A 22,832-nucleotide genomic window follows, 5' to 3' on the forward strand; every position below is an offset into this window, starting at 1 on the left:
CCACCTCCAAAAAACAGTTCATGCCAGGATCTATCGCAGCTCAGTCGCGCGATGCCCAGGTGGCGGGCTCATGCCGGTTACAAATTATCTGACGTCGGACAGGCCGCCAACTGCGTTGTTCAACAAGGACCTACAGAATGCAGGCGTGAGCTTGCCGCGGTGGATCACGACGTTTTCGTACCCCATCGCGGCTCGCGCGCTCTGCCAGTGCCGATTGTAGCCGCGCTGTTCATTGGATTTCACATGGCAAGCGGCGAAGTCGGCGTCAGCTGCCGTCGCCAACTGCCACGCATGTACCGGCCGCTTCGTATGGATGTGCACCCACATCGGATTCGCCGCCGCACCGTTGCGCAGTGCCTTGGGCCGCAGCTTAGTCTCGAACAGCGTCCCCGGATCGCCGCTCAACGCGCGCGGTGGATCCGGAGGCTCCAACTCCCCGGCCGCCCGCAACCGTTCAAGGTATTTCTGCGAGGGAAAGCCGTAGCTCTTCATGCAATCGATCATGATCGCGGCTCTTTGCCTCTTCAATGAGTTTGCCTGTCCCTGCACCTCGGAATACGTCGCCTTGAGCCGGACTATTTTGTCGTGCACTTCGGGCACTTGCGCAGGCGTGAGCAAGCCACTTCGACGAGGCTCCTCCACCGCGGCTAGACAGGCTTCGATCTCGGTGGCCTGTCTGTGGAGGCGCTCGACGACGATATTTAGGACGTGGTCGGCGTCCTCGGGTTTCATCTGACGCGCTTGTGAGACGGCGCTTTGCTGAGCGGGCAGATCGAACTGCAAAAGTTCGTCCAATCGCTTGAGCAGTCCCGTCAGCGCTTCTCTGGAGGGCGGAGCCTGCCACATCGTCAGGTTTCCGCTCGCGGACGATGACGCCTGCGCGCGGGCCTCCTCCGCGCTCGTGAGTTTCTTTGTACCCAGATCCGAGAGTACGATAACCTTGCGTGTTGGGCCCGTGCCAGCGTCGGACCCGGCGAGCTGCGGCTCAGCGCTCCCAGCTGTCGAACTCCCCTCGCCTGCGGCCGCTGCGCGCCTGCCTTTGCCCTTCCTGCACGCTGCAGTGCCTTCGCCCACCCCGGCAGTATGTTCCGGCAGCGCAGCCCAAGCCGGCGGTTCAATCGTGGTCGGCGTCTTTGGCTGAACTGCCAGCAGCCGCGTGACTTCGTCCGCTGTAAGCCACGCACATTCCACGATCTGGTCCAGCAATTTTAACGGCAGATCGGCTCCCGCTCCGGCGTCCGTCAGGCTGGAAACCATGCCGCTCACTCCTGATGCAAATTCCGAAAGCCGCGCCATGACTCCTTCCAGAACGTCGCGGTGCTCAGCGTCAAGCGCCGCTCCGTTGCTGTTCATCACGGCCTCGGCCGTCGAGTCGAATGCCGGAACAACATCCTCGATGAAGGTCCCGAGCAGACGCACCCGCCCGTTTCCATCGATGAGGGCGTCTCGCACGGCTGGTCCCAACCTGCTCGCTAGGGAGAGCTGCGCGAGAGTGATCTGCGATTCCAGATACTTGCACTTCGTATTGAGTGCATAGCCGGTATGCAGCCGTAGCGCGGCCTCTTCGGACTTCCGCATCTCGGGCGTGCTGCTTGGTAGGCCGGCAGTAGCCGCGCAGACGGACTGCATCCGCTCCGAGCGCAATGCCCTCTTTCTCCACCACTCCTCGAGGCGCGGCTGGCCGAGATGGCAGCACGCGACGCCGACGGCAAGCTGGCACCCGGCCCTGCCGCAATCGGGCTCGGCCGCGGGATCGCGGCCTTCGCCGCCGGCGACCATGAGCGCGCCGTGCGCATCCTGGCGCCCCTGATGCCCGAGCTGGTGCGGATCGGCGGCAGCCATGCGCAACGCGAATTGTGGGAGGATACCTTCATCGTCGCGTGCCTGCGCGCCGGTCAGGGCCGCCAGGCAACGAACCTGATCTCGGAGCGGCTGCATCGCCGTCCATCCAAGCGCGACCTCGCCTGGTCGCAGGAAGCGGCACGGCAATAGAAGCTGTTGGAGCTCTTCTCCTTCCCCCTGAAAGGGGGAAGGTCGGGATGGGGGGTCAAGCCGCCAACGCCGCTGCGAACCGAGAGAGCAGATCCCCACCCGCCTTGCTCTGGCGAGCAAGGCGACCTCCCCTTTGCAAGGGGAGGTCTAAGAATTGCGCTCAATCCGCCTTGGCCATGAACGCCGCGAGCACATCCCGATCGGCTTGCGGCATGGTCAGGCCGAGCTTGGAGCGGCGCCACAGCACGTCGTCGGGAAAGCGCGCCCATTCCCTGCGCATGAGGTAGCGCACCTCCGCGCCGGTCAGATCAGCACCGAAGGTGGGGCCGAGATCGGCCTTCTCCCTGGCATCTCCCAGGACATCCCTGACGTTCAGCCCGTAGGCGGCCACCAGGCGCCGCGCGTGCGCCTCGCCGAGGAAGCGCCAGCGGTCGCGGGCGATGTCGACCTCGGTCTCGAAGCGCTGCCAAGCGAACTCGCCGCCCGGCAACGGCACCGTTGCGGTCCAGCGCGGCGTCATCGGATAGAACCGCGTGAACTCCGACACCGCCCGCTCGGCGCGGTGGCGGGACGTGGTGACATCGCCGCCGAAGATCGTGAGCAGCGGCGCCTTGCCGCGCCTGACATCGAGCAGTGCTGCGCCATCGCGCATGTGCCGGCGCGCGGGCGCGATGACGGAATTGGCGCCGGAGATCGTTCGCAGCACATCGGCCGGGGTGATCTGCTCGCGAAAATAGCGATTGGCTGCGTCGCAGAGATAGGCCACCTCGCGCACATCCATCGCGACAATCGCGGGATCACCCTTGAAGGCATGACTGACGCTGCCGATCAGGGTGAAGTCGCGCTCATACGGACTGGCGAAGATCAATCGTCCGTCGGGGTTCTGGAACACGTAGACATTGTCGCAATCGAACAGGCGGCGCACCACGATCTGGCTGATCTGCACGGTCGCGAGCCGTGGCGCCGGTACGCGCAACACGGTATCGGCGACGGAGGCGGTCCACGCGCCGGTCGCGTTGACCAGCGACCGCGCCGTGATCACCCGGCGATAGCCGCGGTCGATCGCGACCAGCCGCCAGGTCTGGCCGCGCTCGGCCCGGGTCACGCGCGCGCCGGTGCGGATATCGGCGCCGCGCGCCGCGGCATCGACGGCGTTGAGCACGACGAGCCGGGAATCGTCGACGACGCAGTCGGAATATTCGAACGCGGTTCCGAACGGGCGCTTCAGCGCATTGCCGACCGGATGGTGGGTGACATCCAGCGTCGCCGACCGCGGCAGGCCGCTGCGCGAGGCCAACCGCTCGTAGAGCAGCAGCAACGACCGCAATTGCCAGGGCGGCCGCCCCTCGGCATGAACAGGGATCGCGAAGCGCACCGGCCGCACCAGATGCGGCGCAATGCGCAGCAGCACATCGCGTTCCCTCAGCGCCCTGCGGACGCGGAAGAATTCGCGCCGCTCCAGCCCGGCCAGGTCGCCGTGGACCAGCCGCGGCGAGGCCTGCGACGCGCCGGAGCCGAGATCACCCTGCTCCAGCAGGATCACGCGCAGGCCGCGGCCGGCCGCGTCACGCGCGATGCTCGTGCCGTTCAGCCCACCGCCGATGATCGCGAGATCGTAATCCGTCATGCGCAACGCCTATCGCATTTCAATGCGAACGAAATACGTGTTCGCGCGAAAAATGCGTCAAGGCGCGGCGCTTGACGGCATGATGCCTGGTGAAGCGGTCTCACGGCGCACTCCACTCCCGCTAGCGGGGGCGAGCGTACGCTTGCACGATTTCGGAATATTAGAACAGTGCCCCTGAGTTGCCCGACGTGTCAAGTAGCCTGCCCGAACGCCGGCCGCACCGGCTACTTTGCATGGGGTTGTTTTCGATATTTTGGCAGCGCTAGTCCGCACCGGCCGCGGCGAAGAAGCCTTCGGGGCTATCGACCTCGATCAGCTTCCTGCCTTCGATCACCCAGAACCGGTTGGCGACCGTGCGCACGAACTGGCGGTCGTGCGACACCAGCAGGCAGCTGGCCTGCTGCTCCATCAGTTCCTCCTCCAGCGTCTCCTGGCCCTCGATGTCGAGGTGGTTGGTCGGCTCGTCGAGCAGATAGAAGTTCGGCTGGGTGAGCCGCAGCACCAGCATGCCGAGACGGGCCTTCTGCCCGCCCGACAGCCGCCCGATCGGACGGCCCTGCATCTCGATCGAGAGCCCCGCGCCGGCGAGCAGGCCGCGCGCCCGTTGGTCGCCGACCGGAAAGCGCCGCGTCAGCATGTGCATCGGCGTGTCGCTATCGGTGAGATCGGCCAGCGCCTGGTCGCAATAGCCAAGCACCAATGACTCGGTGGCCCGGATCTCGGCGGCTGCCGCCTCCGCGTCCTCGATCGCAAGCCGCAGCGCCGCGACGAACCGGGTCTTGCCGGCGCCGTTCGGCCCGAGCAACGCGATCCGGTCGCCCTTGCAGATGAACTGCTGGCCGGTCCTGAACAACGGCCTGCCGTCCGGCGTGGCGATCACGGCGTTGTCCAGCCTGATCAGGACCTTGGCATGGGTGTCGCGGTTGGCGAGCCGGATCGCGCCGGCCGAGCGTTCGACATGGGCCGCCCTCGCCGTCTCCTCCAGCCTCTCGGCGCGCTGCTTCAACTGCCTGGTCTTCGACAGCAGAAGGTCGCTGCCGGAATTGATGCCGAGGTTGTTGAGCTTGGCGGCCTGCTGCCGCAGCTGCCGGACGGCCTTCATGTCGCGCTGATAGCGCCGCTCGTCCGAGGCATCGAATTCGTCGATCGCCGCGCGCGCCGCGGTGTAGGGCAACGCGAACAGCTGCGACCGCTCCGGGCGCAGGAACAGCGTCCGATTGGTGGTCGCATCGAGGAAGGCGCGATCGTGGCTTGCGATCACCACCGGCATCTCGCGCGGCAGCGCGTTCAGCCAGGTCTCGAGCCGGCCGATCTTGGCGAGGTCGAGATGGTTGGTCGGCTCGTCGAGCAGCAGCACGTCGGGCTCGGTGACCAGCACGCGGGCGAGCAGCGCAAGCCTCAGCCAGCCGCCGCTCAATTGCTTGAGCGGCCGCGCCCACAGCTCCTCCGGCACCTCGAGCGATTGCAAGGCGACGTCGACCCGCCAGCTGTCGCTGGCGCGTTGTTCGCCGGGAAGCGCCTCGAGCACGGCGGCATGGAACGGCGCATCCAGCAGGCTCAGTGGCGCATCCTGCTCGACATGGCCGACGGTGAAGCCGCGCGCGCGGGTGATGTCGCCTGTATTGGGCTCCATCGCGCCGGCAATACAACGCAGCAGCGTAGATTTGCCGCGGCCGTTGGCGGCCACGAGGCCGATCCGGTCGCCGGCATTGACGACGAAATTGAGTTCGGAAAACAGCGGCGCGTTCAGCGTCACGCCGAGATTGCGCACATTGATGAGGGACACGATCGTTCTCTGGTCTTGCCGGCGATCACGACATCCAGAGGCGTCCGGCCATCATTGGATGAGCGTGTCGAAGCGCGGCGAGGGATTTCAGTGCAGGCGCAAACGCTCAAGCGTTCGATGCCGCACGGCCACGAAGGGCAGACCAGGAAGAGATTTTAGTCGAGTTTCCGGTCAGCCCTGCAAACGCATCTGCAGGGCGTTGACGGGGCCACGCTTGAGGTGGGGATCGTTGAATCTCGCCACGACGCAGCCCTCCTTTCTCGGCAAAAATGTAGTGGTGGACGAGATGTAACCGGACGCGCAACGGATGGCAAGCATAGCCGGCCGCGCCGATCGGGCCGTTGAAGCGATTCAGCCGGCTCTGCGAACGGTTTCGGCGAGCAGGTCACCGCCGACCAGCGCGGCAAATTGACCGATCGGGGCCGGCCGGCCGATCAGATAGCCCTGCACCGCGTCACAGCCTTCCTCCGAGAGGAAGCCGAGCTGCGCCTCGGTCTCGACGCCTTCGGCGACGATCGACATTTCGAGGCCGTGGCCGAGATCGATCACCGCGCGGACGATCGCCGCCGATTGCGGATTGCGGCCGAGATTGATGACGAAGGCGCGGTCGATCTTGATCTTGTCGAACGGAAACGCCTGCAGGTAGCTCAGCGAGGAATAGCCGCTGCCGAAATCGTCCATCGAGATGCGGACGCCGAGCGCCTTCAGCCGCCGCAGCAGCGACAGGCCGCGGTCGAAATCCTCGATCAGCACGCCCTCGGTGATTTCCAGCTCGAGCCGGTCCGGGGTGAGCCCGGTCTCGAGCAGGATCGAATGCACGAGCCCGACCAGATCGCCATGGGTGAACTGCGCCGGCGACAGGTTCACGGCGACCTGCATCGGCACCGCCCAGGAGGCAGCCTCGCGGCAGGCTTCGCGCAGGATCCACTCGCCCATCTCGACGATCAGGCCGCTTTCTTCCGCGAGCGGAATGAAGTCGCTGGGCGGCACGAAGCCGCGCACCGGATGGTGCCAGCGCGCCAGCGCCTCGAAACCGATGATCTGGCTGGCCGCAACGCTGCCGCCCGCCGCCGCCTGCGGCTGGTAGTAGAGCGACAATTCGCCGTTCTTGATCGCGACCGAAAGCTCCTGATGCAGCACGCGGCGATCGCGGATTTGCTGGTCCATCTCCGGTTCGAAGATCGAGATGGTGCCGCGCGACTTCGCCTTGGCGCGGAACAGCGCCGCGCCGGAATTGGCCAGCAGCGAGGCAGCGTCGGATCCGTTGTGCGGGAACACCGCGATCCCGGCGGTGAGGCCGGTGCGCACCGACTTGCCGTCGATCAGGAAATCCTGCCCGAGGGCCTCGGCGGCCTGTTCGGCCAGCGCAATGCCGGCGACCGGCTGCTTGCCGTCGATGATGAGGCCGAATTCGTCGCCGGACAGCCGCGCGACCACGCCGCCGCGCGCCACGGTCTGCAAGCGCTGCGCGACCTCGACCAGCACCTTGTCGCCCATCGCATGGCCGTAGACGTCGTTGATCTCCTTCAGCCCGTCGAGATCGACGCAAAGCACGGCGAACGCCTCGTCGGTGCCGTCGCAGGCCTCGATCATCTGGGTCAGCGCCTGCAGGAAGGCGGCGCGGTTCGGCAGATCGGTCAGGCCGTCATGATAGGCCATGTGCGCCATCCGCGACTCGGTCTGGCGCCGGTCAGTGACGTCCTCATGGGTCTTGATCAGATATTGCGGCTCGCCATGGTCGTCGAGCACGGTCATGCGCCGGGTCAGGAACAGCCGCAGTCCGTCCTTGGTCGAGATCGGGTGTTCCTCGGCGATCATGCTGCGTTTGCGGATCGCGGCCTCGTCGCGGGCGATGATCAGCTTGGCTTCGCGCGCGTTGAAGATATCCGAAGCGGTGAGGCCGGCGGCGTCCTCGCGGCGGCGGTTGAGGATGGTTTCGGCGCTGCGGTTGGCCAGCAGATAGCGGCCGTCGCTGACGCGCTGCACGATCAGCGAGACCGGGATGTTGTCGACCACGAGTTCGAGGAATTTCTTGTTGTTCTCGAGCTCGCGCGACAGCGAGCGGCGGTCGGTGACGTCCTCGAACAGCGCGATCAGGAATTCCGGATCGCCGGCCTCGTTGCGCGCGATCACCCGGTTCGATGCCAGGATGCGCCTCTCCGAGCCGCGTTCGACGAGGAATTCGCTACGGTGATAGCCTTCCGGCGCGTCGAGCGCCGCGCGGTCGGCGGTATCGATGCTGACGGCGGTCTCGGGACGGAAGATCTCGTCGGCGCGCTTGCCGACGATGTGATCGCGCGAGAAGCGCGAGAACCGCTCGAACGCGCGATTGGCGAAGATGTAGCGGCCGTCCTCGATGTTCTTGGCGGCGACGCAGACCGGAACGTTGTCGAGCACGGATTCGAGGAATTGCGTGGTCGAGGCGAGCTTGCGCGACAGCTTGCGCTGGTCGGTGCAATCGAGATGGGTCGCGACCGAGCCGCCGTTCGGCAGCGGGAAATATTTCACCAGCACCGACCTGCCGCCGGGCAGTTCGGTGACCAGCCCTTCGGGCGCCGCGGCCCTGGCGAAGAAATCCTCGGCGCTGATGTCGAGCACGCCGCGATCGCGCCGCAGCTCCAGCAGTTCGGAGCCGGTCATGTTGCGCCTGATGTCGGCGCGCGACAGGCCGTAGATGTCGAGATAGCGGTCGTTGCAGAACACGATGCGCTCACGCGCGTCGGTCATCACCACGCCCTGGTTCAGATGGTTGAGCGCGGACGACACGAAGGCACTGCGCCGCAGTTGCGCGCGCTTGGCCTTGCGCAGGGCCGAAAGGATCCACAGCCCGACTGCGCCGAGAAAGGAGGCTACCACCACGCTGCCGATCAGCAGCTCCCAGACCACGCCGGGATCGAGGTCGCCAAGATAGGTCGACGGTGCGAAGGCGGCGGAGGCGGCTTGGGCTGCACCGAACGGCACGACGGCGGCGATCAGGCAAAGGATGGCCCTTGCCGGAATCGAATTCTTCCCGCCCGCCTGCCACTTCCTGCCAGCCATTGATCACCCACGGATTTCCGGGGCGAGTGTCCGGCTCCGGCGGTTTGGATCGGGTAAACGCGTCAGGATGCAACCGGAAAATGCCGGTTAATCTACGGCAATTGCCCTGACATGATTAATGCTCCACTAACTGGGCATGGCTCCCCGACTATTTGAGATGGCACAAGCACTTGCCCAAATCGACGGGATCGGCAGAACGATGGTGGCGGTAGCGGCACGCGCGTCGCTGCGCGGAAATGTTCGGACCTGAAGGACGAGATGGACAGGGTTGATTGCGTGATCGTCGGTGCGGGGGTGATCGGCCTCGCCGTGGCGCGCCGGCTGGCACAGGCCGGCCGCGAAGTGATTGTGATCGAAGAGGCCGAAGGGATCGGCACCGTGACCTCGTCGCGCAACAGCGAGGTGATCCACGCCGGCATCTACTACCGGGCCGGCAGCCTGATGGCGCGGATGTGCGTCAGCGGCAAGCGGGCGCTCTACCGCTACTGCGCCGACCACGGCATCCCGCACAAGAATTGCGGCAAGCTGATCGTCGCCACCACGCCTGCGGAGACCGAGAAACTGCAGTCGATCCGGGCCCACGCCGAGGCCAACGGCGTCGACGACATGCAGCTGTTATCCGGCGAGGCGGCACGCGCCCTGGAGCCGGCGCTGAACTGCGACGCGGCGCTGCTGTCGCCCTCCACCGGGATCATCGACAGCCATGCTTACATGCTGGCGCTGCGCGGCGACGCCGAGGCGGCCGGCGCCGCATTCGCCTTCCATACGCCGCTGCTCCACGCCAGGGCCACGGCCAACGGGTTCGAGGTCGAGGCCGGCGGCGCGGCGCCGATGACGCTGGCCTGCGATCTCCTGGTCAATGCCGCCGGCCTCGGCGCAACGGCGGTTGCGCGCAGCGTCGAGGGTATGCCGATCGCGTTGATTCCAACGGCCTATTTGGCCAAGGGCAATTACTTCAGCTGCAGCGCCAGGGCGCCGTTCTCGCACCTGATCTATCCGGTGCCGGAGCCCGGCGGGCTTGGCGTGCACCTGACGCTCGACATGGCGGGACAGGCGAGGTTCGGCCCCGACGTCGAATGGATCGATCACATCGATTACGCCGTCGACCCTGATCGGTCCGAGCGGTTCTATCCGGCGATCCGCAAATACTGGCCGACCCTGCCGGACGGGGCGCTGATGCCGAGCTATTCGGGAATTCGCCCCAAGATCGTGCCGCCGGCGGTCGCGACCCAGGACTTCCTGATCCAGGGACCGGCCGATCACGGCGTCGCCGGCCTGATCAACCTGTTCGGGATTGAATCGCCCGGGCTGACGTCGTCGCTCGCGGTCGCCGACCACGTCGGCGCGCTGGCGGAGCGCTGAGCAAATGCAGCATGGCCTCCCGGGGGATGCGCGCCGCGGCGTTCATCCCTCGGTGAAAGGCCAGATTATTTGCGAATTTACAGGGGGACCGGCTTAGTGGACCGTGTCGTCGGCGGACAGTCTCAACCGCTCGATTTGATCCTTGACCATCAGCTTGCGGCGCTTCAGCTCGCAAATGTGGAGATCGTCTACAGAAGGATGAACGAGCGCTTCGTGCAGTTCGTTCTCGAGTATTTTGTGTTTACGCTCCAGCTCAACGAGATGGGCCTGTATTGCCATTGCGAACTCTCCTCGGTGCGTTAAACCTCAGGTTCGATCCGGACCAACAAGTGTACACGAGTGGACGGTGCTGTCGATAGGGGACGCGATATGCCGCACGCACGCATTTCCGTTTATCTGTAACCATTCGTGACTATGGAACCGGTTCGGCTTGCGCGGCGCGCGCGCAGGGAGGATATTCCGGCGAGCGGCTGCTTCGGCCGTAACAACCTCATCGTGCTTATCAGTTAATACACAACCATGAACGATCAGGATGAGCGCGAACTCCTCGCCGAGCTTGCGCGTCTGCAACAAGAGCACCGCGACCTCGATGCCGCGATCGACGCGCTGCATCAATCGCCGGCGCCGGATCTCTTGATGCTGCAACGCTTGAAGAAGCGGAAGCTGCAATTGCGCGATCGCATCGCCTTCATCGAAGATCAGATCACGCCCGACATCATCGCCTGACGCCCGCCTCTCGGGTTCGGCGGCGCGCCGGGTCGGGTCCGGCGGCGGTTTTCCCCGTCATCCACAGAGCCTCGGTAGCTTCACGTTCGCGGCAACGGACGCGGCCGGGCTTTTCGGCGCTTGACTCTAAAAGAACAAAATAAGAACATGCCGATCCAGCCGCCAGCCATCAGAGGGAGTTTCGCCATGTCCGCACCGCCTTCCCTGCCCGACAACAGCCGCTACGAGCAGGCCTGCGATCAGGCGATCGCGATGTGCGACGGCAATCTGCGCAGCACCATCAAGGCGCTAATCATGGCCAACGAATATCTGGAAGCCGAGCTCGAGGAATTGCAGGCCGCGATCGCCGCCGGCTGCGTGCCGGCGCGAACCCACGCGGCGAGCGACGCCGCCTGATCTTTGCGGAGCACAGCAATGGCTGACGTGACCTATTACGTGGCACTGCCTTTCGTGCAGGACGACGACGGCACGCCGGTCGCCGGCAGCGCCGAGGAATGCCAGAGCTCGGCGATCGCGCTGCGCCGGGCGGAGACGATGTCGCGGATGCCCGGCAGCATCGGCGCCGTCGCGTTCAGCCGCACGGGCGATCCCGCGATCGGCGAATTCGGCGATGCCAAGCTGCTGCGGGCCTACGGCAACGTGCCGGAGGATCTGAGCGCACTTTGATTATCTAGCTAGGATTCATGGCGCCGCTGCGCCTTTCGCACATACATCGCGCGGTCGGCCTCATCGAGCACGCGATCGGCATCCGAATGCGCGGTGAGGATCGCAACACCGGCGGAGGCACCCGCGGTGACGCGGCTGTTGCGGAACACGAAGCTCAGGCGATCGATCGCCTCCTCCAGCGCAGCCGCCTTCGCACGGGCATCGGTCTCGCTGAGATTCCACAGCAGCACCGCGAACTCGTCGCCGCCGAGCCGGCCGATCACGTCGGAGGCGCGCACCTGGTCCGATATCGCGGCCACGATCGTCTTCAGCACCTCATCACCTGCCGCGTGCCCGAAGGCATCGTTGATCGGCTTGAGGCGATCGACGTCGAGCACGATCAGCGCGCCGCAGGCCTGATAGCGCTTGATGAACGAGAGCGAGCGGACGAGCTCGCGCTCGAAGCCGCGCCGGTTCAGGATGTCGAGCAGGAAGTCGGTCTCGGCGGAGGCCTGCAGCTCCTCGATCCGGGTCTGGGCCCGCGCCAGCTGCGCCCGCAACTTGCGGATGGTGGATTTGTCGCCCGACGCGACCGCGCCTCGCCTCGAAGCTTCGGTTCCAGTCGCTTTGGTTCCAGCCCCCTTTGCTCCAGTCCCTTTTGCGCCAGTCCTGCCGGATGCGGGTTTGCGCGCGGCGGACGCGCCTTTTCGTCGTTTTGCCGCCCCGGAGGCGGCCGCCGTGGTCTTCTTCTTCATGCGCATCCTTGTTGAGGCCTGCTTATGAAGGCTTGCCGGGATTCACCAAGACAGGATAGTCCATTCTAACTCCCTTGCCACGCCTTGGATGACGCCCGGGCCGCCCCTATAATCGGCCTATGCTTTTGGATTCCTGCACAGAATTGAAGAGATGACCGCTCCGATCGCCATCATCATGGGAAGCCAGTCCGACTGGGACACCATGCGCCATGCCGCCGAAACCCTGGCTGCGCTGGGCGTTGCCTGCGAAACGCGCATCGTTTCGGCGCACCGCACGCCCGATCGGCTCTATGCCTTCGCCAAGGGCGCCAAGGCGGCCGGCCACAAGGTGATCGTTGCCGGCGCCGGCGGTGCCGCGCACCTGCCGGGCATGACGGCGGCACTGACGGAGCTTCCGGTGTTCGGAGTTCCCGTCGAGTCGAAGGCGCTGTCCGGCGTCGATTCGCTGTACTCGATCGTGCAGATGCCGGCCGGCATCCCGGTCGGGACACTGGCGATCGGCAAGGCCGGCGCGATCAATGCCGCGCTGCTCGCGGCGAGCGTGCTCGCGCTCAACGATCCCGCGCTGTCGCTCCGCCTTGCGGCCTGGCGCAAGCAGCAGACCGATGCGGTCAAGGACCATCCGGAGGGTGCGGCGTGACGGCTTCGAATCTCGTTAAGCTGAAGCCGGGCGACACCATCGGAATCCTCGGCGGCGGACAATTGGGCCGGATGCTGGCGATGTCCGCTGCGCGCCTCGGGCTGCGCTGCCAGGTGTTTTCGCCGGATCCGGACTCGCCGGCCTTCGAGGTGGTGCAGAACGCGACCTGCGCGGAATATGCCGACGTCGAGGCGCTCGAACTGTTCGCCAATGACGTCGACGTCGTCACCTATGAATTCGAGAATGTCCCGGCCGCAACCGCGATGGTGCTCGCCGCGCGCCGCCCGGTGCTGCCCGCGTACAAAATCCTCGAGACCACGCAGGACCGGCTGATCGAAAAGGATTTCGTCAGCAAGCTCGGCATCGGCACCGCCGATTATGCCGATGTCTCCTCGGTCGCCACGCTGCGCGCGGCGGTCGAGCGCATCGGCCTGCCTGCCGTGATCAAGACCCGCCGCTTCGGCTATGACGGCAAGGGCCAGGCCATCATCCGCGCCGGCGACGACCTCGAGCAGGTCTGGGAGGAGCTCGGCACCAAGTCGGCGATCCTCGAGGCCTTCGTGCCGTTCGAGCGCGAGATTTCGGTGATCGCGGCGCGCTCCGCTTCCGGCGAGGTCGAGTGCTTCGACGTCACCGAGAACGAGCACCGCGACCATATTCTGAAGATTTCGCGCGCGCCGGCCGCGATCCCCGACGAGCTTGCCGCGCAGGCGCGCGCGATCGCCGAAAAGATCGCCACTGCGCTCGACTATGTCGGTGTGCTTGCGGTAGAGCTGTTCGTGGTGCCCGGCAATGGCAGCAATGCGACGGTGCTGGTCAACGAGATCGCGCCGCGCGTGCACAATTCCGGTCACTGGACGCTCGACGGCGCCTCGATCTCACAGTTCGAGCAACACATCCGCGCGATCGCCGGCTGGCCGCTGGGCAAGCCGGTGCGCCACGGCGACGTCACCATGACCAACCTGATCGGCGACGATATCCTGAGCTACGAGCAGTGGCTCACCGTTCCCGGCGCTACCGTGCATCTGTACGGCAAGGGCACGCCGCGCCCCGGCCGCAAGATGGGGCACGTCACCGAAGTGACGCCGGCCCACAAGCCGTAATTCCAAACCGCCTTCGCGCATCGATGGAAATGGGATCGTGGCAACCACGATCCCATCAGCGCATCGGTTCTGATTGAATCAGAACCGATGCTTTAGATTTTTGTTTTGACGCGTTTTCTTCACGCGAACCGGCGTCCGCTTCGCTCGAAAACGCTCTCGCCGATCACGCAGTCTTGACGCCGGCGACGATGCCGGTCGGCTCGTCGCTGAGCCAGCGATAGATCACGCCGCCGAGCGCGCCGCCGATCAAAGGCGCGACCCAGAACATCCAGAGCTGCCCAAGCGCCCAGCCGCCGACGAACAGAGCCGGCCCGGTGCTGCGCGCCGGGTTCACCGAGGTGTTCGTGACGGGAATGCTGACGAGATGGATCATCACCAGCGCGAGGCCGATGGCGAGCGGCGCGAAGCCGGCGGGCGCCTTGCCGTGGGTCGATCCCATGATGATGAACAGGAACATCATGGTCATCACCACCTCGGTGATGAAGCACACCACCATGCTGTACTGGCCCGGCGAGTGCGCGTCGTAGCCGTTGGAGGCAAAACCCTTGCTGACATCGAAGCCGGGCGCGCCGCTGGCGATCACATAGAGCAGCCAGGCCGCGACGATCGCGCCGGCGACCTGCGCGATGATGTAGGGCAGCACCTGGCCGCCAGGGAAACGCCCGCCCGCGGCGAGCCCGACCGTCACGGCCGGATTGAGGTGGCAACCCGAGATATGGCCGATCGCATAGGCCATGGTCACCACACTCAACCCGAAGGTCAATGACACGCCGACCAGGCCGATCCCGACCTGCGGAAAGCCGGCCGCGATGACAGCGCTGCCGCAGCCAGCGAATGTGAGCCAAAACGTACCGATCAGCTCGGCCGCGTATTTCTTCATCTCCATGTGGCATCTCCCCTATTTCCAATGTCCGGGTTGTCAGAAACTCCGGGAGCGGCCCCGATACCGGCGCCAAATCACCCAAATCAGGGCCGCACAAAGGCATTTTCGCCCCATTTCATGGCTTTACTAGGCCCGAAAGTCACTCGACCGGTGGACATCTGCGCGTTTGTCTGATACATGCGCGCGCCTAGGGTTAAGAGGCAGGCCTTTTGCCGCCCCTTTACCTCGCCAGAATTCCGAACCGATCAATTCAAAAGAGGATGCCGCGTGCAGGTTCTCGTCCGCGATAACAATGTCGACCAAGCCCTGAAGGCGCTGAAGAAGAAGATGCAGCGCGAGGGCATTTTCCGCGAGATGAAGCTCCGCGGTCACTACGAAAAGCCCTCTGAGAAGAAGGCTCGCGAAAAGGCCGAAGCCGTGCGCCGCGCACGCAAGCTGGCGCGCAAGAAGCTGCAGCGCGAAGGCCTGCTGCCGATGAAGCCGAAGCCGGTGTTCGGCGCTGGTCCCGGTGGCGACCGCGGCGGCCGTCCCGGTGGTGCAGGCGCTGGTCGCGGACCGCGCTGAACCGTTTTACCGATCCGGAAGTCTAACAGCGCGGGCCACGGGCCCGCGTTGTTGTTTTGAAGCCAGCCGCGTTCCGGGGTACCCATGCAAATCGACCGGCAAGAGCATTTTGCATGACGGCCGTTCCGGCGCCTCGCTCCCCGCTCCCCGAACCTGCGCAGCGCCGTCGTGCGGCGCAATTCGTCATCATGGCGGTGGCTCTCGGCCTGCCGCTCGGCGGCTGCTCCTTCGACTTGGGATCATGGGGCTCGGACGACAAGCCAAAACCGGCTGCTGCCGCTGCCGACAAGCCGGCTACCGACACCATCACCGCGCAGGATATCAACAGCGCCAAGGATCACGCCACGCGCGGCCAGGTGCTGGCGCATTCCGGCAAGGTCGACGAGGCGCAGGCGGAGTTCGAGCAGGCGCTGACCACCGACCCCTACAACATCCAGGCGCTGTACGGCCGTGGCTTGATCTATCAGGGGCGCGGGCAACATCAGCAAGCGATCGACGATTTTACCGCGGCGAGCGGGTTGTCGCCGCAGAAGGCCGAGCCACTGGTCGGCCGCGCCACCAGCTACCTCGCGCTCGACAAGGCCAAGCAGGCCGCCACCGATCTCGACGAGGCCGTGCAGGCCGATCCCAGCAACGTTGCGGCGTGGAGCGCACGCGGCCAGGCCTATGAGCGGCTCGGCGACAAGGCCAAGGCGGCGGCATCCTACAATCGCGTGCTCGCGCTGCGGCCGAATGACGGGAGCGCGCGCAGCGGGCTGGCGCGCACCGGCGGCTGAACTTTCGACTTACTTCGGCAGGACGGCGTGGAACATCGACTTCATGCCGGAGAACATGTCGTCGGTCACCGACGTGTGCTCGTTCTTCGGCGCCGGCATGGCGGCGTCGGCGCGCAGGTCGAGCGGCGCCTGCAGCACCGGGACCGGAATGTCGGCCGGCGGCGTCAGCCGGTTCGAATCCTGGGCATTGGCGGCGTAGGGCGGACGCGGCTGCGCGGATTGATCGGCATTGTCGCTCGACGGGTTCGACACCATGATCGGCGGCGGCAACGGCCGGATCGCCTGGGCTGCCGCCGGACGCTGCTGGTCAGGCAGGCGGGCGACATCCGTGCTGCGAGCGTCCTGGGAGCGCGCGGCGTCCTGGGAGCGCGCAGCTTCCTGCGGACGCTCCTTGCGCAGCCGCTCGATCGCGGCACGCGCAAGATCGTTGGCGTCGTGAGCTTCCTCCGGCGTGACGGCGGACTCGACCGGCGCGGCGGCGGGCGCAGCCTTCGCGACCGCCTTCGGCGCCGCCGGATGATGGCGCGAATCGGCCGGGATGCTGGCCGTATCGGCCGGCGCATCAGCCTTAGTGTCGGCCGACTTGATGTCGGCAGACTTGGTATCAGCCGATTTGGGATCGGCGGGCTTCTCGGTGACGGTGGCCTTCTCCGACGCCGACCGCTCGATCAAGGTGCGCTCGGACATGCCCTTGGCCTTCACGCCGGCTTCCGGGAGGCTGCTGACCACGGTGGACTTTTCGGCGGGCTTGGCGGGGACTTTTGAATCCGGCTTGGGATCCACGGCGGCGGTCACGGCCGCAGCGTCCGGCGCCTGCGGCTTGGCCACGATGTAGTGATTAACGATGTACGCCCCGATGATGGTCGCTGCCACCGAGGGTAAGATGTCCATCACGAATTTCTTCAGGTAACTCAGCATGACCTGCCACTCCCCACCCCGTTATTTCATGCTGGAACTTTGAGGCACATTCAGGGATCAACTGCGTCGGATCGGTGGCAAACCCCCGTTCCGACGTCACCTTTGGTGTCACTTTGGTTTCAGCGGAGGCGCCCCCTGCGCAGGCCGCATCCGCCTTCTAGATCATCGTGCAGCCGTTAACAGCATATGAATTTCCACAGCTGGGCCGGCTGGGGGCTGCCATTCTGCGCGCGCAGGGTTACCGCCCGCATCAGGGCTTGAGTTCGACCTCAAGGAACACGATCTCGTTGGCCGTCTCGTTGAGCACGTCGTGCTGGACCCCGGCCTTGCGGAAATAGGACTTGCCGGCGCCGAGCTGGGCCTTGGAGCGCTCGCCGTTCGGCGCCACGATCGTCATCTCGCCGGCCGTGATCGGAACGATGACGTAGTCCATCTCGTGGGTGTGGTGGCCGGTGGCGCTACCCGGCGCGAGCCGCCATTCGGTCACGCGGACCTCCGCGGTATCCACCTGCACATCCGATTTGGCGCTGAGCATCGTCACTTCTCCAAGTTTCTTGTTTGGGCGGATCGTGCGCTAGGGCACGAAAACCATGAATACGAACACCGCGAACACCACCATGTGAACGAGCCCGAACAGGATGTTGGTGCGGCCGGTTCCGAAGGTGAGCATGCTGACCATGAAGGTGAGCAGCAGGATCAGCATATGCTGGTTGCTGAGCCCGAGCACCAGCTGCTTGTCGAGCACCGAAGCGGCAACCGCCACCGCCGGAACCGTGAGCCCGATGGTGGCGATCGAGGAGCCCAGCGCGAGGTTGATGCTCTTCTGCAGGTCGTTCTTGCGCGCCGCCGACACCGCGGCAACGCTCTCCGGCAGCAGGATCAGCGCCGCCACCACCAGACCGGCAAAGGCCGGCGGCGCGCCGATCTTGACGGTGACGACATCGACCACCAGCGAGAACTTCTTGGCCAGCAGCACCACCGCCAGTAGCGACACCAGCAGCAGGACAACGCTGATCGCGGTCTCGCGGTCCGACATCACCTCGCCATGCGCCGCTGCCTCGTTGGCGCCGCTGACGAAATAATCGCGGTGGCGGATGGTCTGGGTGTAGAGGAACACCGAATAAAGCAGCAAGGTCACGACGCTGATCACGGCGAGCTGGGCCGTGGAGTAGATCGGGCCCGGCGCGGTGAGCGTGAAATTCGGCATGTCGAGCGTGATGGTCGCGAGCACGAACAATACGCTGAGATAAAGGTTGGCGCCGGTGATCTGGAAATCCTGCTCGCGGTAGCGGATGCCGCCGATGAAGATGCAGAGCCCGACCAGACCGTTGCAGACGATCATCACCACCGCGAACACGGTGTCGCGCGCCAAGGTCGGCGCCGGCGTGTCGCCCAGCATGATGGTCGAGATCAGCGCCACCTCGATGACCGTCACGGCCAGCGTCAGCAGCAGCGTGCCGAACGGCTCGCCGATCCGCTCGGCGATCATCTCGGCATGGTGGACGGCCGCAAACACGGTGCCGAACAGGATCACCAGCAGCACGGCGGCGAACACCCAGCCGGCGGCCGATGGCGCGAAGCTGTAGCCGCTGGCCGAGACCGCGGCAAACAACAGCACCGCCAAAAGGGGATACAGCCAGGCCGACCGTGGCATCGGTCCGTGTGCGCTCATTATGGGGTCCCCTCACTTCGGTAACCCCGATTATGCGACAGACAATCGCCGCCGTCAGCCTCTTGCGGCGTCGATAAACCGCCTCGCGGTATCCATCGCGCCGAAATTGTCGAGATCGTCGTGACCGCCACCGGGCAGACGCACGAACTGCTTGGGCTCATGGGCGAGGCCGAACAGCCGCTCGCCGAACTGAATCGGGATCACCGGATCGTTGCTGCCGTGCATGATCAGGAGCGGCGCAGTGACGCCGGTGATTCGCCGGTCGGAATGGAATTGATCCCGCATCAGCAGGCTGACCGGCACATACCAGAAGTGCGCGCCGGCAACGTCGGCGGTCGAGGTATAGGGCGCCTCCAGGATCAGCCTGCCGATCGGATGCTCGGCGGCGAGCGCGACCGCAACGCCGGTGCCGAGGGAGAATCCCCAGGCCACGATCTGCTCGGGGCGATAGCGCGCGGTGGTGAACGCGTAAGCGGCCGCAGCGTCCTGCAGCAGCCCCTGCTCGCTCGGAGATCCGCTCGAGCCGGCGTAGCCCCGGTAGGACAGCGCCACCAGCCCGGTACCGTCGGCCGTGATGCCCTTGAAGCGCGCCACGCGGCCGGCCAGGAAATCGCCATTGCCGGGAAAGAACAGCACGACGGGGCGGCCCGGCTTCGGCGGCACATGCCATACGATGACCTTCTCGCCGTCGGACGTTGTGAGGACATGCTCCTCCGCGTCGGGAAGACCGGCGGCTGCGGGCGCGGTCCGTCCGACCGGAGGGATCGGAAACAGCAATTCGCGCTGCTTGACGTACAGCACCGCGAGCCCGCCGAGATAGACGACGACCGCGGCGATCACGAGCCATTTCAGGATTGCGAGGGCCAGCGCCATAACCGGTGCCGCAGTTATGTCTTGGCGCGAAGCTTGAGCCGTTTCTCGACGTCAGCCTTGATGCTGTCCGGGATCGGCCGGCATGCGCACGCTGCCGCATGCGCGATATGCCACTTGATGCGCTGCTCGCGCGTGGCTCGGGGCGGCATGCGATGGTGTCGATGCCACTCCCGGTTCAGCGCCATTTGCCGCGCGCCCTACATCGCCTTGACGATGTTCTCGGTGACCTTCTTGGCGTCGCCGAGCAGCATCATGGTGTTGTCGCGGTAGAACAGCGGGTTGTCGATGCCGGCGTAGCCCGAGGCCAGCGAACGCTTGATGAACATCACGGTGCCGGCCTTCCAGACCTGCAGCACCGGCATGCCGTAGATCGGCGAGGTCTTGTCTTCTTCCGCCGCCGGGTTGGTGACGTCGTTGGCGCCGATCACGAAGGCGATGTCGGCCTGGGCGAACTCCGAGTTGATGTCCTCGAGCTCGAACACCTCGTCATAGGGCACGTTGGCTTCGGCGAGCAGCACGTTCATGTGGCCGGGCATGCGCCCGGCCACCGGGTGAATGGCGTATTTCACCTCGACGCCTTCCTTCTTGAGGAGGTCGGCCATCTCGCGCAGCGCGTGCTGGGCCTGCGCCACCGCCATGCCGTAGCCCGGCACGATGATGACCTTGGAGGCGTTCTTCATGATGAAGGCGGCATCATCAGCCGAGCCGAGTTTTGCCGGCTTCTGCTCGCCCGAGCCGCCGCCGGCCGCCGCGGTCTCGCCGCCGAAGCCGCCGAGGATCACCGAGATGAACGAGCGGTTCATCGCGTGGCACATGATGTAGGACAGGATCGCGCCCGACGAGCCGACCAGCGCGCCGGTGATGATCAGCGCCGAGTTGCCGAGCGTGAAGCCGATGCCGGCCGCGGCCCAGCCCGAATACGAGTTCAGCATCGAGATCACGACCGGCATGTCGGCGCCGCCGATCGGGATGATCATCAGGACGCCGAGCGCCAGCGCCAGGATCGTGATCATCCAGAAGTCGAACGCGCTGCCACTCAGCACGAGGCCGACGATGAAGAACACCAGCGCCAGCGCCAGCACGATGTTGATGACGTGGCGGAACGGCAGGATGATCGGCGCGCCGCTCATCCGCGCCGACAGCTTCAGGAACGCGATCACCGAGCCGGTGAAGGTCAAGGCGCCGATCGCAACGCCGAGCGACATCTCGACCAGGCTCTGCGGATGGATGTTGCCCGGCGTGCCGATGTCGAAGGCTTCCGGCGCGTAGAACGCGCCGGCGGCGACCAGCACCGCGGCCATGCCGACCAGCGAGTGGAACGCGGCGACCAGTTCCGGCATCGAGGTCATCGGCACCCGGCGCGCGATCACGGCGCCGATGCCGCCGCCGATCGCGACCGCGAGGATCACCAAGAGCCAGGCGACGCCATCGGCCGGCGGATGGCTCGCCAGCGTGGTGCCGACCGCGATCGCCATGCCGATCATGCCGAACATGTTGCCCTGGCGCGACGATGCCGGGCTCGACAGGCCGCGCAGCGACAGGATGAACAGCACCCCCGCCACGAGGTACAACAGTGCAGAGAGATTGGCGCTCATCTCAGGTCCCCCCAAATTCTTGACTCACCCCGAGGTGGTAGCCGTTCACTTGGCTTTCTTCTTGTACATCGCCAGCATGCGCTGGGTGACCAGGAAGCCGCCGAAGATGTTCACGCAGGCGAAGATCAGCGCGATGAAGCCGAAGCCGCGGGCCCAGCCCGATCCGCTCGACACCATGCCGACGCCGACCGCGAGCAGCGCGCCGACCACGATCACCGAGGAGATCGCGTTGGTCACGCTCATCAGCGGCGTGTGCAGCGCGGGGGTCACCGACCACACCACGAAGTAGCCGACGAACACGGCAAGAACGAAGATCGACAGCCGGAACACGAACGGATCGACGGCCTGCGCGAGATGCTCCATGGCTTCTCTCCTTACTTCGGCTGGAAGTTGGGATGGATGACGGCGCCGTCTTTGGTCAGCGCGGTGGCCTTGACCAGCTCGTCGTCCCAATTGACCGCGAGCGCCTTATTGGCCTTGTCGACCATCGTCTCGATGAACGAGAACAGGTTGCGCGCATACAGGCTCGAGGCCGAGGCGGCGACGCGGCCGGCGACATTGGTGTAGCCGACGATCTTGATGCCGTCGGTCTCGACCACCTCGCCGGGCCTCGCGCCCTCGACATTGCCGCCGCGCTCGACCGCGAGATCGACCAGCACCGAGCCGGGCTTCATCGACTTGACCATCTCGCCCGAGACGAGCTTGGGCGCCGGACGGCCCGGGATCAGCGCGGTGGTGATCACGATGTCCTGCTTCTTGATGTGCTCGGCGGTAAGCTGGGCCTGCTTGGCCTGATACTCTTTCGACATCTCCTTGGCGTAGCCGCCGGCGGTCTGCGCGTTCTTGAACTCCTCGTCCTCGACCGCGAGGAATTTGGCGCCGAGGCTCTCCACCTGCTCCTTGGTGGCGGGGCGCACGTCGGTCGCGGTGACGACGGCACCCAGCCGCCGCGCGGTCGCGATCGCCTGCAGGCCAGCAACGCCGACGCCCATCACGAACACTTTTGCGGCCGGCACGGTGCCGGCGGCGGTCATCATCATCGGGAAGGCGCGGCCGAACGCTTCGGCGCCCTCGATCACCGCACGGTAGCCGGCAAGGTTGGCCTGCGAGGACAGCACGTCCATCACCTGGGCGCGGGTGATGCGCGGCATCAGCTCCATCGCGAACGCCGACACGCCGGCATCGGCCATCGCCTTCAGCGCGGCCTCGTTGCCATAGGGGTCCATGATCGCGATGACCAGCGCGCCGCGCTTGTACTTCGAAAGCTCGGAGGCCTCGGGCCGCTTCACCTTGATGATGATGTCGGCGTCCTTGAGCGCATCGGCGCTGACGGTGGCGCCCGCCGCGGTGAGCTCCGAATCGGGCAGCCCCGACTTGACGCCCGCGCCCGGCTCGACCGCGACCTCGGCGCCCAGCGCCTTGAACTTCTTGATGGTATCGGGCGAAACCGCAACCCGCGGCTCCGACGCATCGATTTCCTTGGCAACGGCGATCTTCATGGGCCCTCCGGCGGCGCGAGCGGCGCACGCGTCTTCAAACTAGCGTTATTTTCGCCAGATTGGATACCCGGTTTTTCCATCCGGGTTTCGACAGGAATTCCGGCACCGCCGCGGGACGGCGATGCCGCTAGCCGATCAGAGGATCAGACCAGGAAATAGGCCATCAAGGCGAGGAGGATGGCGACGCTGATGGTGCCCCATTTGACCAGCATGAGAAAGCCTTCATAGGTCTGCTCATGCGCCACGTAATCGTTGCCGTCGGCGGTCGTGTAGGCCACTTCGCTATGGTCTGCCATTGCTGTCCCCAGTCAGAAATTCGCGTTCTGCGAGCCATTACCGCAAACGGATTGGCAGGGCAACGGCGTGGTCCCGATCGG

General features: G+C 65.6%; 23 protein-coding genes and 1 pseudogene. 9 read left to right on the forward strand and 15 right to left on the reverse strand.

What is annotated here, in order from left to right; genetic code table 11:
• Positions 1-84: 84 nt before the first annotated feature.
• Positions 85-1,665, reverse strand: a pseudogene (locus tag XH92_RS37960) (hypothetical protein); the annotation flags it as partial.
• Positions 1,666-1,686: 21 nt separating this feature from the next.
• Between XH92_RS37960 and XH92_RS37965 the strand changes: the two are divergent.
• Complete coding sequence (locus tag XH92_RS37965) at positions 1,687-1,992, forward strand: hypothetical protein (protein WP_246788654.1); 306 nt, start codon at positions 1,687-1,689, stop codon at positions 1,990-1,992.
• Positions 1,993-2,152: 160 nt separating this feature from the next.
• Here the strand turns inward: XH92_RS37965 and XH92_RS37970 are convergent, their stop codons facing one another.
• From XH92_RS37970 to XH92_RS37980, 3 genes are all read right to left on the reverse strand, one after another.
• Positions 2,153-3,619: a glycerol-3-phosphate dehydrogenase gene (locus tag XH92_RS37970; RefSeq protein WP_194456609.1), complete on the reverse strand. Its 1,467-nt coding sequence runs from the start codon at positions 3,617-3,619 to the stop codon at positions 2,153-2,155.
• Between the two features lie 262 nt (positions 3,620-3,881).
• Positions 3,882-5,405 carry an ABC-F family ATP-binding cassette domain-containing protein gene (locus XH92_RS37975; RefSeq protein WP_194456610.1) on the reverse strand — a complete coding sequence of 508 codons (1,524 nt, stop codon included), beginning with the start codon at positions 5,403-5,405 and terminating at the stop codon, positions 3,882-3,884.
• 351 nt (positions 5,406-5,756) lie between these two features.
• Complete coding sequence (locus tag XH92_RS37980; protein WP_194456611.1) at positions 5,757-8,444, reverse strand: EAL domain-containing protein; 2,688 nt, start codon at positions 8,442-8,444, stop codon at positions 5,757-5,759.
• 258 nt (positions 8,445-8,702) lie between these two features.
• On the opposite strand from XH92_RS37980, the gene XH92_RS37985 reads away from it, so the two are divergent.
• The gene (locus XH92_RS37985) at positions 8,703-9,806 is read left to right on the forward strand and encodes an NAD(P)/FAD-dependent oxidoreductase (RefSeq protein WP_194456612.1); all 1,104 of its coding nucleotides are present in this window, start codon (positions 8,703-8,705) and stop codon (positions 9,804-9,806) included.
• Positions 9,807-9,899: 93 nt separating this feature from the next.
• On the opposite strand, the gene XH92_RS37990 is transcribed toward XH92_RS37985, so the two are convergent.
• Entirely contained in the window at positions 9,900-10,085 is a 186-nt protein-coding gene (locus tag XH92_RS37990) for a YdcH family protein (RefSeq protein WP_050422666.1), read from the reverse strand.
• A 240-nt stretch (positions 10,086-10,325) separates the two neighbouring features.
• Between XH92_RS37990 and XH92_RS37995 the strand changes: the two genes are divergently transcribed.
• The 3 genes from XH92_RS37995 to XH92_RS38005 all read left to right on the forward strand — a co-directional run bounded on the left by XH92_RS37995 (position 10,326) and on the right by XH92_RS38005 (position 11,198).
• On the forward strand, positions 10,326-10,532 hold the full coding sequence (locus XH92_RS37995) for a YdcH family protein (protein ID WP_024583705.1): 207 nt from the start codon (positions 10,326-10,328) through the stop codon (positions 10,530-10,532).
• Positions 10,533-10,718: 186 nt separating this feature from the next.
• The gene (locus XH92_RS38000) at positions 10,719-10,928 is read left to right on the forward strand and encodes a hypothetical protein (RefSeq protein WP_092123514.1); all 210 of its coding nucleotides are present in this window, start codon (positions 10,719-10,721) and stop codon (positions 10,926-10,928) included.
• An 18-nt stretch (positions 10,929-10,946) separates the two neighbouring features.
• Complete coding sequence (locus XH92_RS38005) at positions 10,947-11,198, forward strand: hypothetical protein (protein ID WP_194456613.1); 252 nt, start codon at positions 10,947-10,949, stop codon at positions 11,196-11,198.
• Between the two features lie 8 nt (positions 11,199-11,206).
• Here XH92_RS38005 and XH92_RS38010 read toward each other — a convergent pair whose 3' ends face one another.
• Positions 11,207-11,938, reverse strand: coding sequence for a GGDEF domain-containing protein (locus XH92_RS38010; RefSeq protein ID WP_194456614.1), 732 nt, complete (start codon positions 11,936-11,938; stop codon positions 11,207-11,209).
• Positions 11,939-12,083: 145 nt separating this feature from the next.
• Between XH92_RS38010 and purE the strand changes: the two genes are divergently transcribed.
• Positions 12,084-12,572 carry a 5-(carboxyamino)imidazole ribonucleotide mutase gene (gene purE / locus XH92_RS38015; protein WP_194456615.1) on the forward strand — a complete coding sequence of 163 codons (489 nt, stop codon included), beginning with the start codon at positions 12,084-12,086 and terminating at the stop codon, positions 12,570-12,572.
• The gene (locus XH92_RS38020) at positions 12,569-13,675 is read left to right on the forward strand and encodes a 5-(carboxyamino)imidazole ribonucleotide synthase (protein ID WP_194456616.1); all 1,107 of its coding nucleotides are present in this window, start codon (positions 12,569-12,571) and stop codon (positions 13,673-13,675) included. The genes purE and XH92_RS38020 overlap by 4 nt, the downstream gene beginning before the upstream one ends.
• A gap of 163 nt (positions 13,676-13,838) precedes the next feature.
• On the opposite strand, the gene aqpZ is transcribed toward XH92_RS38020, so the two are convergent.
• Positions 13,839-14,561, reverse strand: coding sequence for an aquaporin Z (aqpZ, locus tag XH92_RS38025; protein WP_194456617.1), 723 nt, complete (start codon positions 14,559-14,561; stop codon positions 13,839-13,841).
• A gap of 264 nt (positions 14,562-14,825) precedes the next feature.
• On the opposite strand from aqpZ, the gene rpsU reads away from it, so the two are divergent.
• Both rpsU and XH92_RS38035 read left to right on the forward strand, forming a co-directional pair.
• Positions 14,826-15,122 carry a 30S ribosomal protein S21 gene (rpsU, locus tag XH92_RS38030; RefSeq protein WP_021078544.1) on the forward strand — a complete coding sequence of 99 codons (297 nt, stop codon included), beginning with the start codon at positions 14,826-14,828 and terminating at the stop codon, positions 15,120-15,122.
• A 113-nt stretch (positions 15,123-15,235) separates the two neighbouring features.
• A complete protein-coding gene (locus tag XH92_RS38035; RefSeq protein ID WP_194456618.1) occupies positions 15,236-15,898 on the forward strand; it encodes a tetratricopeptide repeat protein in 663 nt (220 codons plus the stop codon).
• Between the two features lie 9 nt (positions 15,899-15,907).
• Here XH92_RS38035 and XH92_RS38040 read toward each other — a convergent pair whose 3' ends face one another.
• The 8 genes from XH92_RS38040 to XH92_RS38075 all read right to left on the reverse strand — a co-directional run bounded on the left by XH92_RS38040 (position 15,908) and on the right by XH92_RS38075 (position 22,751).
• Positions 15,908-16,816 (reverse strand): hypothetical protein, encoded by a 909-nt coding sequence (locus tag XH92_RS38040; RefSeq protein ID WP_194456619.1) that lies wholly within the window; start codon positions 16,814-16,816, stop codon positions 15,908-15,910.
• A gap of 250 nt (positions 16,817-17,066) precedes the next feature.
• Complete coding sequence (locus XH92_RS38045) at positions 17,067-17,351, reverse strand: cupin domain-containing protein (protein WP_194456620.1); 285 nt, start codon at positions 17,349-17,351, stop codon at positions 17,067-17,069.
• Between the two features lie 39 nt (positions 17,352-17,390).
• A complete protein-coding gene (locus XH92_RS38050) occupies positions 17,391-18,488 on the reverse strand; it encodes a calcium:proton antiporter (protein ID WP_194456621.1) in 1,098 nt (365 codons plus the stop codon).
• A 54-nt stretch (positions 18,489-18,542) separates the two neighbouring features.
• Entirely contained in the window at positions 18,543-19,361 is an 819-nt protein-coding gene (locus tag XH92_RS38055) for an alpha/beta hydrolase (protein ID WP_194456622.1), read from the reverse strand.
• Positions 19,362-19,558: 197 nt separating this feature from the next.
• The gene (locus XH92_RS38060) at positions 19,559-20,956 is read right to left on the reverse strand and encodes an NAD(P)(+) transhydrogenase (Re/Si-specific) subunit beta (RefSeq protein ID WP_194456623.1); all 1,398 of its coding nucleotides are present in this window, start codon (positions 20,954-20,956) and stop codon (positions 19,559-19,561) included.
• 45 nt (positions 20,957-21,001) lie between these two features.
• Complete coding sequence (locus XH92_RS38065) at positions 21,002-21,319, reverse strand: proton-translocating transhydrogenase family protein (protein WP_050403072.1); 318 nt, start codon at positions 21,317-21,319, stop codon at positions 21,002-21,004.
• Between the two features lie 11 nt (positions 21,320-21,330).
• Positions 21,331-22,455 (reverse strand): Re/Si-specific NAD(P)(+) transhydrogenase subunit alpha, encoded by a 1,125-nt coding sequence (locus tag XH92_RS38070; protein WP_194456624.1) that lies wholly within the window; start codon positions 22,453-22,455, stop codon positions 21,331-21,333.
• A 143-nt stretch (positions 22,456-22,598) separates the two neighbouring features.
• A complete protein-coding gene (locus tag XH92_RS38075) occupies positions 22,599-22,751 on the reverse strand; it encodes an aa3-type cytochrome c oxidase subunit IV (RefSeq protein WP_021078552.1) in 153 nt (50 codons plus the stop codon).
• Between the last annotated feature and the right edge of the window lie 81 nt (positions 22,752-22,832).

The sequence above is a fragment of the Bradyrhizobium sp. CCBAU 53421 genome, assembly GCF_015291625.1.
Taxonomy (GTDB): Bacteria; Pseudomonadota; Alphaproteobacteria; order Rhizobiales; family Xanthobacteraceae; genus Bradyrhizobium.